The organism is Paenibacillus sp. AK002 (assembly GCF_053903045.1).
Genome location: NZ_CP096377.1, coordinates 1,569,355 through 1,581,914, shown reverse-complemented (window position 1 = coordinate 1,581,914; position 12,560 = coordinate 1,569,355). Strand labels below are relative to the sequence as shown.

The following is a 12,560-nucleotide window of genomic DNA, read 5'->3' as shown; positions in this document are numbered from 1 at the left end:
AACTCCATAAATTAATACGCTTTCACATGACTAACTATAAGATAATCAGCCTTTTTTGAATATGGAGCAAAACAAGTGCCATATGGACATTTGTCGTGCGATTATGTAATCTAACTCTATCTCATATCCGCCCATCGATCGATATAGCACACGTTTAAGGAGGAGCCAAAAAGATGTCCATTTTGCCGGACCATACCCTTTACACGATTGGCATGAACCCTTCGCCCGGCGGCCATGACCTAAACATTCTGTTCAGCGGCGAAGGCACGCCCGTACCCCGCCACAAAATCGGGCCCATCATCCATGATTACTGCCTTATTCACACCGTCCTGACAGGCCAAGGCGTGTTCGAGTGCGCTGGCACGGTGCATCACTGCCGGGCAGGCGATACCTTCGTGATCCTTCCCGGCGTTCTGTTCAGCTATGAAGCGGACGACCGGAACCCCTGGCACTACAACTGGGTGGCTCTGCAGGAGAAAGGCACCAACCTGCTGCTGGCTGATATGGGCGTTACACCCGTCAGGCCGATTATCCGCTGCACGGAAGAAACCGAACTGAACGCCCTGGCCGAGATGTACCGTCATCTGCGTCTCGGGTTTAACCAATCGGATCACCCTTGGCTGGAGGATCTTCAGGCATCCGGGTGGCTCCGATTGCTGCTCCATAAGCTGGCGATGTTAAACCGCGAGCATCTACCGTCGAGCTCCAATGACGTGCCGGATATTGAGCGGGGCGTGAGACAGACGGAGCGCTGGATTTCGACCCAATATCACCAGCAGCTGTCCATAGATCAGATGGCGAAGGCACTCGGCTATCACCGGGCCCACCTGTCCAAGATGTTTAAACAGCATACGGGCCTTTCGCCCATGCAGTACCTCATGAAGGTACGCATCGAGAAGGCCAAAGCACTCATGAGATCGTCATTCTCCATCCATGAAATTGCCTCCTCCGTCGGTTTCAACGACGCTCTCTATTTCTCCAAGCAGTTCCGCAAATGGACAGGCATGACCCCCAGCGAATATAAGTACAGCCTGGAAAAAAGCTCGAATAAAACATGATCCTGCAAATGAAAAGGAGCTCCCGGCATGAATGCCGGGAGCTCTTCTATAAATAACACCAAGTGCCTTTTAACTTATGCCTGCGCCTCATACAGCTGGACAATCTCGATAATCGTCTTGACGGCCAGTACCATATTGTCGGCGGACACGTATTCATATCGTCCGTGATAATTCTCCCCGCCCGTAAAAATGTTCGGTGTCGGCAGGCCCATGTACGACAGTTGGGAACCGTCGGTCCCCCCGCGGATCGGTTCGATGATCGGCTTGATTCCCAGCTTCTCCATCGCGGTCTGCGCGATGTCGACCACTTCTTTGACCGGCTCGATTTTCTCCCGCATATTGTAATATTGGTCTTTCATCTGAAGCACGATCCGCTCGGCTCCATACTTGTCCTGAAGCTCTTCGACGATGGAAGCCAGCTTGGCCTTCCTGCCTTCGAACAGCTCCCGGTCATGGTCGCGGATAATATAACGAAGCTCGGTCACCTCTACATCGCCTTCGATGGAAGTGAGATGAAAGAAGCCTTCATACCCCTCGGTATGTTCAGGCGCTTCTTCCGCAGGGAGCATGCCGTTCAGCTCCATGGCGATTTTCGCCGCGTTGACCATTTTGCCCTTGGCCGTTCCGGGATGGACATTCTTGCCTTTGCAAGTCACGAGCGCGGCCGCCGCATTAAAGCTTTCGTATTGCAGCTCTCCCAGCGGCCCCCCGTCCATCGTATACGCGTATTTGGCACCAAAGCCCTCCACGTCGAATTTGTGCGGTCCTCTGCCGATCTCTTCGTCGGGCGTGAAGGCCACGCGGATTTTCCCGTGCTTCAGCTCCGGATGCTGGATCAGGTAATTCATCGCCGTCATGATCTCTGCAATGCCCGCTTTATCGTCGGCGCCCAGCAGCGTTGTGCCGTCCGTTGTCACGAGCGTATGTCCTTTGTAACCGCTCAGCTCCGGAAAATCTTGCGGGGAGAGGATCACGTTCTGCGCTTGATTCAAAACGATGTCTTGTCCGTCATATTGTTCGACGATCCGCGGTTTGACGCCGGCACCCGTAAAATCGGTCGCCGTATCGATATGTGCCAAAAAGCCGATGGTCGGGACGGGTTTATCCGTGTTAGCCGGAAGCGTAGCCATCACATAGCCGTTCTCATCCATGGTGACTTCCTGCATGCCGATGCCCTTCAGCTCGTCCACCAGCAGCCGGCCCAGCGTCAGCTGCCCCGGGGTAGAAGGGCAAGTGTGGCTGTTCTCGTCGGATTGCGTATCCATCTGCGCATAGGTAATGAGTCTGTCGATTACTTCTTTTTTCATAAATTCTCAACTCCAATACGTATGGTATGTAAGGTGCACCTCTCAAATCCATCAAGAGTATACCATATTTGCCCGCGCTCAAAAAAATAACCGCTCCCCGAAAACCAGGGGAACGGTCAGGCTATGGCCAATATGAAACGTTGATTTATTCAAAAGCCGGCAGCGCAATCTCGGAATAGTTCTCCTCGAAGAACTTCTTCACTTCGGGGCTGGTCATCGCCTTCGCAAGCTTCTGAATCGGCTCGGAATCGACGTTATCCTTGCGGGCCACCAGCGTAATGGTGAAATCGGAGTCGTTGCCCTCGGTTACCAGGGCATCCTTCTTAGGCGTCAATCCCAGCGGTTTGGCATAAGCCGGCGTCATGGCCACCATATCGACGTCGTCGAGGGTGCGGGCCAACATCAGCAGATCCACCTCGGTGAACTTGTATTGATGCGGGTTCTCCACGATGTCGGCCTGCGTCGCTTGGATGCCGACGCCTTCCTTCAGCTTGATCAGACCGTTCTTCTCAAACATCACCAGGGATCGGCCGATGTTGGAAGGATCGTTAGGAATCGCTATCGTTGCGCCATCCGGAAGCTCTTCGATGGTTTTGTATTTTTTGGAGTACGCGCCGAAAACGGCATTATAGATCGGCGTGACCGGAACCAGTTCCGACCCGTTGTTCGCATTGTACTCTTCCATGTACGGTACATGCTGGAAGAAATTCGCGTCCACCTCTTTATGGGCAAGCGCATTGTTCGGCTGCACATTATCGGACAGAATCCGGATGTCCAGATTGATGCCTTCTTCCTTCAGCATCGGCTTCACCAGCTCAAGCACCTCCGTCATCGGCGGAATGAGCGTTGCGACCTTCAGCGTCACTTCTTCTTTCGCTTCGGGCGCCGCGCTCTCCGGGGCTTCGTCCTTGGCTGGCTGCTGCCCGCAGCCCGCAAGCGCAAGCATGAGGGTCAACAGAAGCAGCGATAATTTCTTATTCATTTTAGGTTACCTCCAGGTAAAAAAATAGAATCCGTGCAAGCATGTTCAAAACCGCAATTATACTTTTCTTTTGTCCAGCAGCCTGGAAGCCAGGTTCCCGCCGAACTGGATCGATTGTACCAGAATGATCATGATGATGATCGTAAACGTCATGATCTCTTCCTCGAATCGCTGGTACCCGTAGCGGATCGCGAAATCCCCGACGCCGCCCCCGCCCACGATCCCCATGACCGTGGAGTACGAAATAAAACTGATCGTGGAGGTTGTCAGTCCGAGCGCAAGGCCCGACCTGGCCTCCACATACAGGAACTTGAATATCATCTGGATCGTGGAGGCCCCCATGGAAGCGGCGGCCTCCATCACTTCCTTCGGCACCTCCAGCAGGGATTGCTCAACCAATCTGGAGTAGTAGGCTACTGCTACGACGGATAGCGGCACGGCAGCGGCCACCGTGCCGAGCGATGTACCGACAATCCACCTTGTGACCGGAATCATGGCAACGACAAGCAGCAGAAACGGAAATGACCGTATAACGTTGACCAGAGCATTCAGAATGGAGAACAATAGCCGGTTCTCATACTGCTGTCCTTTTCGGCACAGAAATAGCAGTGTTCCGACCGGAAGACCCAGTATTATAGCGGCAGCAATCGATATGCCCACCATAATGAACGTCTCGCCAATCGCCCGCCATATTTCATGCTGATACTGGAGGACATAGGCCAAATAATCGTTCACGTATTGAATGATGTCATTCATAGAAGCCCAATCCCCCCGTTTCTCCAGCACCGTTAATTGGAGTTCCGGTATCTCGAGGCACCTCTTCATCCTGTTGGCGATTACGGTACGTTCGGATCAAGCGGCCGTCCTCCATCACGGACACATGGTCGCAGATGCCGTTCACCACGTCCATTTCGTGCGAGACGATGACGATCGTAACTCCGAGCGTCCGGTTAATATGTCTTAACACTTCCAGAATATCCGCCGTCGTCCGCGGATCCAGGGAAGACGTCGGCTCATCGCACAGCAAGACGGTCGGCGAATTGGCCAAAGCTCTGGCAATCGCTACCCGCTGCTTCTGGCCGCCGCTAAGCTGAGCAGGATATGACTTCGCTTTATCCTCCAGCCCGACAAAGCGCAGGACCTCCTGAACGCGCTCCGCACGGACGGCCTTGGGTACCTTTGCCAGTTCAAGCGGCAGGGAAACGTTGCCCCATACCGTCCGGTTGCTGACCAGTTGGAACAGCTGAAAGATCATGCCGATGGACCTTCTTGCCTCCCGAAGCTCCCTGCCGCCAAGGGCAGTCAGCTCCCGTCCATTCACCGAGACTTTCCCGGCGTCCGGTCTCTCCAGTACGTTCATGATGCGCAGCAGCGTCGATTTACCGGCGCCGCTGGCGCCGATGATGCCGTGTATGCTGCCCTCTTCAATATCGAGAGAGACGGCATCGATTGCCAGGTAACGGTCCGTGCCGTTGCCATAGCTTTTACTGACCTCTTGCAGCGAGATCATCCTAGAATCCCCCTCCTTGCCACATGAAGAAAGCCCGCGTGGCGATACCGCCTGCGAGCACATGATGCTGCAACAACAATTGAATCATACCATAATTTTAGACAAAATGTGACACCCCTTGCTCACTGCCAGAAAGTGCATGCTCTTTAAGATAAATAAAGCTGATGTCCATACATGCCCGTTAAGCGTTCAACCGCCTTATCCAGCAAACCTTCCTCAAAACCCTCCAGGCCTTCGATGGCTTGAATTTTCTCCGCAGCCGGCATCTCCTTCTGAAGATGCAAACTCCAGTTCACGATCGCCTGCACCGCATCTTCATGCTCAAACTGGCCGTAATAGATATGCGCTTTGTACAGATAGCTCTCGGCATGCTCGGGCACCACCTTCAGCACCTCGTCAAATGCAGCCAATGCCGCATCTTCGTCCTGATCCTTGTAATAAATCTGCCCCAGCCTGAAATATGCCCCGGGATGACCCGGCGAAAGCTCCAGCACTTGCAGCGTATCCTCCTTCGCGCGCGCGTAGTCTCCCATCGAATAATAAATTCCGCTTCGCAGGCTGTACAGGCTTCCCTGCCCCGGGTTCAAGCTGAGCCCCTGAGCGCAGTCCGCCAGTCCCCGCTCGAGCTGGCCGGTCTCCACGAAGCAAACGGCGCGGAATTCATAGAATCGCGGATTGGACGGATGCGCTTGAATCGCCTGGGAATACGCATCGATGGCAAGATCCCACATGCCCATCTCCTTGTAAATATGACCGCTGGCCGCCAGGTATGTCGGGTGCTCGGAAAAGGCTTCTTCCTGCTTGACCGCTTCCTGCAGCTCCAGCAGCGCTTCCTCGTTGCGTCCTTGAAGATAGAGCACGTAGCTGAGCTTGTTGCGGATCTCGGTCCCGTCCTGGAGCGCGGCCGCTTCCTTCAAAGCCTGCTCCGCAGACGGCAGATCGTTCATCTCCATATAAATATCGGCACGCTGCACATAATTGGGCGCGTCATCATGCTCAAGCTTAAGCAGCTTGTCATTGGTCGCCAACGCCTCCTCCTGGCGACCCAGCCGGTAGTAGCAGTCGGCCATCCAGTAGCAAGCCAGCGGGGAACCCGGCTGTCTCGCATACAGCTTCGAAATCAGCTCGAAGGCTTCCTCTTCCCGGGCATCCTCGCGGTAGATACGGGCCAAATCGAAATAAGCGCGGTAATCGTCCGGTTCCGCCTCGATCGCCCACTCCAAATCGGCTTTGGCCGCAGCTTTGCTGCCGGACCGATTCAAGACCTCCGCCCTCTTTAAGTAAAGTTCGTACGTATCCGGATACCGTTCAATGGCCTCCGACAGATAGTGCTCGGCCTGCCCCAAATCCCCCAGCTGCACGTACAGATCCGCCATGGGCTTCCGGAAGGAATACGCCTCGCGCGCTTGCCGCTGAAACGTCTGGAAGGCACCATAGCTGTAATTGGTGCTTCCCGCGAACATCGCATATCCGCCATCCGCTTCCGCTTCATACCGGTCAGCCAGCTGGATTCCCTCCTGCAGGACGCCCACGGCTTCCTGCACATGATCCATCAGATCCAGCGACACCGACAGCATGTAGTAATACATCGGAATGGCGCGCTCCGGCTTCTGGATGCTTAAACGAAAATAGTGCGCCGCTTCCGCCGGGTTCCGGTTCTCGTAATAGGCCATGCCCAGTTCATAGTAGGTCGAAATTACCGTGCTGTCGTCCTCACGCTTGATGCTTTCCTTCAGATCCCGGATCGCCTCGTCGTACTGGTTCAAATCCTTGTGCGCAATGCCTCGGGTATACCAGTTCATATAATTGTCCGCATTCAATCGAATCGCTTCATCCAAATCCTCGATGGCCTCGCGCTCCCGGTTCAGCTCGCGCAGAATATGGGCGCGCCGCTCGTACGCGCGATGGCTGCCGCTCGTTTCGATCACGCGTCCCAGATAAGCCACGGCCTCATCCGAATAGCCGCTGTTGTGCAGCAGTTCCGCATAGTGCAGCTTGTCATTAAAACTTGTAATGGCGCTCTCGCCTTTTCTCATATATTTAAGGGCTTGCTCAAAATCCCGCTTCTTCCTGTAATGGTTACCGATACGGAACCAGATCCGCTTCATCAACTTCATGGTGGCTCATCCTTTGTATGTAGATGTTATTCTTGGTTTCTTGGGCTCGTATGATTAGAGCCGGCGCAGCTTTCCGTCTTATCTCTATATTATACTTCCTCTATGTCCATTTGCACCCAAATTAAAGAGGAACCTCCTGGCTCCTCTTTCGGTGTGTATCCTATTATATTGTATAAAGATACCAAAAATGTGCAATCCAAAATATTACTTCCGATTATTTAGTGAAATGCTCTTCCATTCTCCGCCATCGGGTTTTTCCGGCATGGTATGCGGCAATGCCTAGCGAAATTCCCCAGACCAGAAAAAGCGCATACCAGAAGTATCCCCACACCGCCATGGGGCTTGCATCTTGAGCAGCGTGCATCGGGGCCGACTGAACGCGTCCAACCGCTAACAGATACTGCAGGGCGAAATAGATAAATCCCCATAATGACAACAACACCGAACCGGCTGTTGCAGGTACAATTAACATCCATTTCGGCAGTCGTCTCCCCCAAGGCCTGATGAAAGCAAGCGCGAAAACGGCAGCCAACATAGCGATGGTTCCCATTCCCCAGTAGCCGATCGCATGTGACCAAAAATCATCCGGCGTCTCCTGGAAATCCCCGGGGAATGCAAACCCGAAGCCGAGCCCCCACCAATAATGGGGGAGGGCATACAGCACAGCAGCAATGCAAGCAACAACCCCCGCTTTTTTCATTCTTGAATCATTCATTTCATCACCTCAAGCTCATCTTACCTATCTAAAGAGAGCATTAAGTTGACTCGAAGTTTAAGTTACGTTTAAGTTTCCGCCCAAACCATAGCTGAGGAGCCGCTAGGAGTGGACTTCACTTCCCATGGCAAGTTCATTTCCTTTGTCTGCTCATAAGCGAGCGCCCCACATTCATGAGCACACCCGGTATCCGACCCCCCGGATCGTTTCTATTATTTGAGGAGAGCTTGAATCGATCTCGATCTTCTCCCGTAAATGGCGAATATGCACCATAAGCGATTTGTCGCCATGAATATACGGTTCCCTCCATACGGCCTCGTAGATTTGCTTTTGGGTCAATATTTGATTCAAATGATCGATTAAATACATGAAAATGTGAAATTGCTTGCCCGTAAGAACGATTTCATCCATCGTTTCCGTATTTAATATACGGTTCGTTCTCCGGTCAATATTTAAATGCTTCACCTGGAGGTTATCCGAAGCCATAGAACCAGAACGTCTTAACAGCACCTGAATGCGCGCAGCCAGTTCGTCGGGATGAAACGGCTTGGTCATGTAATCATCGGCAAAGGATAGTCCTTGCAGTTTATCCTCCATTGACGTTCTGGCAGTCAGCATTAAGATCGGTACATCCGGACGGCGCTGCTTGAACCGCTGGCCGATCGTATAGCCATCCAATCCTGGGATCATGATGTCCAGTATGACCAGGCTGCAATGTTCAAAATATTCCATAGCATCATGACCTGAAGTCCTCCAGATCACTTTATAGCCAAGTTCGATTAAAAAATCTTTGGACCAAGCGCCGATCTCCTTATCGTCTTCTATGTATAGAATAGTAAAACTCATCGTCTATGTTTGACTCCTTATGAGGGATATACTGGTAGTTTAGCATATTGGAGAGATACGAGGGCTCCTATTTGAAGCCCTCTCCTGATTTTGTCAGTAAACCTTATGAATCACGTCTTCAAAATCGGGATCTTCCATATCGATATCATCCAGCTCGCCCCAGCGGCCCAGCTCTTTAAAAATATCAAGCGTGTTCATCTCGCGGCGGTTCACCTCAATCGTGACGGTGTTATCCAGAGAACCTGTCACGCGGATCGGGACGGAAAGATTGCCTTCCCCCTGAAACTGCTCAGGAATGGCAAAAGGTCCGCGGAAGGTCACGGTGATGACCGTAGGCAGCCCGATCGTCTCCCGCAGGGACTTCACCGTTCCATCATAGGAAAGCTCGCCGTTGTTAATGACCATCACGCGATTGCAGAGCTGTTCGATATCATCCATGTCATGCGTCGTAAGCAGGATGGTCTTGCCGAATTGCTCGTTGACCAGCTTGAGAAAGTGGCGGATGTTCCGCTTGGCGTTCACGTCCAGGCCGATCGTCGGCTCATCCAGGAACAGCACGTCCGGATCATGCAGCATCGCGGCCGCGAGGTCGGCGCGCATGCGCTGCCCTAGCGACAGCTTGCGCACAGGCGTTTCCCAGAACGCCCGTAAATCCAGAAGTTCGGCAAACTGTCCGAGTCTGCGCTCCTTGTCCGCCTGATCCACGCTGTACATTTTCGCCAAAATATCGTAGGAATCCTTCACCGGCAAGTCCCACCACAGCTGGCTGCGCTGACCGAATACGACGCCTAGATTGTTCACGACGCTGCGCCGTTCCTTGTGCGGATTCATGCCTCCGATCGAAACGCGGCCCGAGGTCGGGTGGAGAATGCCGGTCAGCATTTTGATCGTTGTGGATTTGCCGGCGCCGTTCGGACCGATGTAACCGACGAATTCCCCCGGCTCCACTTGAAAGCTGATCCCCTTTACGGCTTCCTTCGTCCGGTATTCTCTCGTAAACAGGGTTCGCAGACCGGAGAAGCGCCCCTCCTTCACGACCGGCGTTTTGAACTCCTTGCGTATGTTGCTCACTTCAATCATGGACGCATTCCTCCTTTAGCTCCCTGTACTTTGATATTTCGTCAAACCAAACTGCCAGAATTTCAGACTTAAGATGAGACATAACAGGGCCGCTCCAGCCAACGCAGGCAGCACCCAGGCTCCGAGCTCGCCCCGCAGTATGTATAGCGACGGGACATAATTGACCAAACCGACCGGGACCACGATCAGCAGGATCGACGACATCCATTTGGGATACAGCGTGAGCGGATACTGGGCCGCGGTCCGGGCCGCATCCTCCGTCAAGTTCTGAAGCTCGGTGATCCGGGTCGTCCAAAAACCGAAGGTTGCGGTCGCAAGGCCGATCGAGAACAGGATGACGGCACCCGTGACGATAATGTACAGCGATTGCGGCACCGCGCTCCAGCCCACCTGACCTGCCGCCATCATGCCATGCAGCGACCACCAGAGCAGAAATCCGCCCTGCAGCACTTCGCCCAGCATGATCCGGAATTTCTGCGGCATGAGCGCCAGCAGCACTGGCATGGGACGGGTCAGCAGTTGGTCAAGCTCCCCGTTGACCAAATATCTCTCAAGATGATGCACTTCATCCGCAAGCGTCCGGTAGAGCGTCTTCGACAGCGTCATGACGGCAAACAAATACCCGATTTCATGCATGGACCAGCCCTGAATGGCTCCGAACTTGTAGAGGACGATGGCGACCATGAGAAACTCGGAAATTTGGATCAATGCGGCAAGAAACGAAGCCAGGATGAAATTGAATTTGTACTGCATGCGGCTTTTGATGCTCGTCCGGATCAGCAGCGCATACAGGGATAGCCAGGATCTCGCGGTCATCCTCCCTGCACCTCCACTTTCCGCCTTAGGAAGCGGGTAGCCAGCAGGCTTGCCAGCGTCAGCAGCACGCACCATGACAACGTGCCCCACAGATGGGAAACGTCATCGAAGCCCAGATAGATCCGGGTCGGCACATAGAGCAGATACGGATACGGCGACCACCAGGCAATCGCCTGAAGCCAGCCCGGCAGCCATTCGATGGGAATGAAGAAACCGGCCAGGAGATTAATCATCGCGTGGTTGCCCCAATACAACCAAGACGATTCCGTTGTCCATAATGCCGATGCGCCGATGAGATAGTTGATGCAAATCGATAAGTAGGCGGCGCCTGCGAGCGCAATGGCAACGTAGAGGAAGGTGACTGCTTTTCCGGGCAGCTGCAGCGAGAAGGCAAAATAATACACCAGGTAGATCGGGATTGATTTGTAAACGAATTGGTAGGCGATTTGCCCCCATTCCTTGGCCATCAAATGACTGAACAAATGAACGGGACGCATCAAATCCAGGGAAATATGGCCGGTTCGCACGGCTTGGGGGATGCCGAGGCCATTCGTGACGAAACTGGAAACCCAGAGCGCGGCTTGCGTAAAGGCGATGTAGCCGACCATTCCCTGCGTTCCGTAATCTCCGAGCGCGCAATCGGCACCGAGACCGAGCCAGATACAGGCATACATGAAGCCGAACATCGCACTGGCGACATTGTGCACCATGTGGGCGCCGCGGTACTGCAAATTGCGGGCATAGGCTTTGGAAGCCAATGTGAAATAAAGCATGAAGCACCTCCGATAAGCATTTTAGATGGCGGACCCATCCACTTCAGACAAGGCGAAAATGAGAGAAGGACAATAGCATACCAGAACGTTCCATTTCAGGCAAGGATTTTTTCGCAAGGAACATCGGGTGATTATCGGGCCGAAAATCCGGCATGCAAAAAAAGAAGCCTTCTTTTCCCTAGGCCGGTTGAGAACAACAGTCATGGGCGTGCGAAGACTTCATCGTCATGATGAGTAACCAACGGGCGGGGACATCTGCTTCCCCTGTTCGTTGGTCTATAAAACGGTATGAAGGGGATGCTCGGCTTATGTAGAAGGGAGGCGGCCGGACAGAAAAAAGACGTGATTTGTCAGATCACGTCTTTATGCTTCATCGGCTCCTGAAACTCGCGGAAATAGTCTACCAGGAATGACTGGAACTCCGTCGCGGCCTTGGACAAGTAGCGCCGCTCCAGCCAGGCTACGGTAAAGGTGCGGTAGCAGGAAGGCTTCTCAATGCGCACCATCGCGTACGGGGGCATGTCGTCCCCTTTGCATCCGGGTACAAATGCGGCTCCAAGCCCGGCCGATACGAGGCTGGACAATGCTGCCGGCTCATCGACTTCACATACGACTTCCCGGCTGATCCCGGCCAATCGGCAAAACTCTTCGTTCATTTTACGAAACGGATGGCCTGCCTTGTACTCGATGAAGGCCTCCCCCGCCACCTCCTGAAGGGCAATGCGGGACCGTCCCGCCAATCGATGGCCGTGAGGCACCGCCAGGAACACCTCCGCATGTAGGACCGGAATCTCCCGAATGTGGTCTTCGTCCAGGGCCGCCGCGGTAAAGCATAGATCGACTTCTCCGTTTTCCAGCATCTGCACCATCTCCATCGTGGAGTTGGGCGGAATCTGAATGATGCGAAAATTCACATCAGGATATCGCGCGCGGAAAGCGCCCAGGGCTTTGGACAGCCGAGGCAATGCCGTCGTTGCTATGCGGATGCTCCCCCGCTCCATGCCTGCCAAATCGGACACTTCCCTCCTGCCTTCCTCTAGGGCCGATAACGCCGTATCGACGCTTTTCAGAAAAGCTTTCCCGAATGAATTGAGCTTGATTTGCCGGCTCTGCCGATCAAACAGAGGCACCCCCAAATTTTCCTCTAAGCGGGCAATCGTCTTGCTGAGCGCAGGCTGGGCAATGCGAAGTTCCTTCGCGGCCTTGGTCATGTGCTCCATTCGGGCCACCGTCTGAAAATAATGCAGCTGAAGCAGTTCCATGAGATTCTTCCTCCTTTATTGATATCCTTGAGTATATGAATGCATGTCATAATATATATTTTTATTTATTAACTATCGATTGTAGAATAAATCG

General features: G+C 53.5%; 12 protein-coding genes. 1 reads left to right on the top strand and 11 read right to left on the bottom strand.

The genetic code is table 11. From position 1 onward, the window contains the following. The first annotated feature begins 173 nt into the window (after positions 1–173). Positions 174–1,058, top strand: a complete 885-nt coding sequence (locus tag M1D70_RS06655; protein WP_009591663.1) for a helix-turn-helix transcriptional regulator — start codon at positions 174–176, stop codon at positions 1,056–1,058. 74 nt (positions 1,059–1,132) lie between these two features. Here the strand turns inward: M1D70_RS06655 and pepT are convergent, their stop codons facing one another. From pepT to M1D70_RS06600, 11 genes are all read right to left on the bottom strand, one after another. Next, the gene (pepT, locus tag M1D70_RS06650) at positions 1,133–2,365 is read right to left on the bottom strand and encodes a peptidase T (RefSeq protein WP_456289488.1); all 1,233 of its coding nucleotides are present in this window, start codon (positions 2,363–2,365) and stop codon (positions 1,133–1,135) included. A gap of 145 nt (positions 2,366–2,510) precedes the next feature. Then, complete coding sequence (locus M1D70_RS06645; protein WP_009591712.1) at positions 2,511–3,347, bottom strand: MetQ/NlpA family ABC transporter substrate-binding protein; 837 nt, start codon at positions 3,345–3,347, stop codon at positions 2,511–2,513. A 57-nt stretch (positions 3,348–3,404) separates the two neighbouring features. Further along, positions 3,405–4,103 (bottom strand): methionine ABC transporter permease, encoded by a 699-nt coding sequence (locus M1D70_RS06640; protein WP_009591649.1) that lies wholly within the window; start codon positions 4,101–4,103, stop codon positions 3,405–3,407. Beyond that, positions 4,096–4,857, bottom strand: coding sequence for a methionine ABC transporter ATP-binding protein (locus tag M1D70_RS06635; RefSeq protein WP_009591715.1), 762 nt, complete (start codon positions 4,855–4,857; stop codon positions 4,096–4,098). Before M1D70_RS06635 ends, M1D70_RS06640 begins: the two co-directional genes overlap by 8 nt. Before the next feature lie 146 nt (positions 4,858–5,003). After that, positions 5,004–6,974, bottom strand: coding sequence for a tetratricopeptide repeat protein (locus tag M1D70_RS06630; protein WP_456289487.1), 1,971 nt, complete (start codon positions 6,972–6,974; stop codon positions 5,004–5,006). A 214-nt stretch (positions 6,975–7,188) separates the two neighbouring features. After that, positions 7,189–7,674 (bottom strand): DUF3995 domain-containing protein, encoded by a 486-nt coding sequence (locus M1D70_RS06625; protein ID WP_456289486.1) that lies wholly within the window; start codon positions 7,672–7,674, stop codon positions 7,189–7,191. A 186-nt stretch (positions 7,675–7,860) separates the two neighbouring features. Further along, positions 7,861–8,535, bottom strand: a complete 675-nt coding sequence (locus M1D70_RS06620; RefSeq protein ID WP_456289485.1) for a response regulator transcription factor — start codon at positions 8,533–8,535, stop codon at positions 7,861–7,863. Positions 8,536–8,628: 93 nt separating this feature from the next. Then, the gene (locus M1D70_RS06615; protein WP_456289484.1) at positions 8,629–9,615 is read right to left on the bottom strand and encodes an ABC transporter ATP-binding protein; all 987 of its coding nucleotides are present in this window, start codon (positions 9,613–9,615) and stop codon (positions 8,629–8,631) included. A 15-nt stretch (positions 9,616–9,630) separates the two neighbouring features. After that, complete coding sequence (locus M1D70_RS06610; RefSeq protein ID WP_009591717.1) at positions 9,631–10,431, bottom strand: ABC transporter permease; 801 nt, start codon at positions 10,429–10,431, stop codon at positions 9,631–9,633. After that, entirely contained in the window at positions 10,428–11,204 is a 777-nt protein-coding gene (locus M1D70_RS06605; RefSeq protein ID WP_456289483.1) for an ABC transporter permease, read from the bottom strand. Before M1D70_RS06605 ends, M1D70_RS06610 begins: the two co-directional genes overlap by 4 nt. Positions 11,205–11,554: 350 nt before the next feature. Next, positions 11,555–12,466 carry a LysR family transcriptional regulator gene (locus M1D70_RS06600; RefSeq protein WP_456289482.1) on the bottom strand — a complete coding sequence of 304 codons (912 nt, stop codon included), beginning with the start codon at positions 12,464–12,466 and terminating at the stop codon, positions 11,555–11,557. Positions 12,467–12,560: the final 94 nt, after the last annotated feature.

Coding starts and splice junctions, on each gene's coding strand:
- M1D70_RS06655 (WP_009591663.1), top strand. CDS start 174: ATGTCCATTTTGCCGGACCATACCCTTTACACGATTGGCATGAACCCT.
- pepT (WP_456289488.1), bottom strand. CDS start 2,365: ATGAAAAAAGAAGTAATCGACAGACTCATTACCTATGCGCAGATGGAT.
- M1D70_RS06645 (WP_009591712.1), bottom strand. CDS start 3,347: ATGAATAAGAAATTATCGCTGCTTCTGTTGACCCTCATGCTTGCGCTT.
- M1D70_RS06640 (WP_009591649.1), bottom strand. CDS start 4,103: ATGAATGACATCATTCAATACGTGAACGATTATTTGGCCTATGTCCTC.
- M1D70_RS06635 (WP_009591715.1), bottom strand. CDS start 4,857: ATGATCTCGCTGCAAGAGGTCAGTAAAAGCTATGGCAACGGCACGGAC.
- M1D70_RS06630 (WP_456289487.1), bottom strand. CDS start 6,974: ATGAAGTTGATGAAGCGGATCTGGTTCCGTATCGGTAACCATTACAGG.
- M1D70_RS06625 (WP_456289486.1), bottom strand. CDS start 7,674: ATGAAAAAAGCGGGGGTTGTTGCTTGCATTGCTGCTGTGCTGTATGCC.
- M1D70_RS06620 (WP_456289485.1), bottom strand. CDS start 8,535: ATGAGTTTTACTATTCTATACATAGAAGACGATAAGGAGATCGGCGCT.
- M1D70_RS06615 (WP_456289484.1), bottom strand. CDS start 9,615: ATGATTGAAGTGAGCAACATACGCAAGGAGTTCAAAACGCCGGTCGTG.
- M1D70_RS06610 (WP_009591717.1), bottom strand. CDS start 10,431: ATGACCGCGAGATCCTGGCTATCCCTGTATGCGCTGCTGATCCGGACG.
- M1D70_RS06605 (WP_456289483.1), bottom strand. CDS start 11,204: ATGCTTTATTTCACATTGGCTTCCAAAGCCTATGCCCGCAATTTGCAG.
- M1D70_RS06600 (WP_456289482.1), bottom strand. CDS start 12,466: ATGGAACTGCTTCAGCTGCATTATTTTCAGACGGTGGCCCGAATGGAG.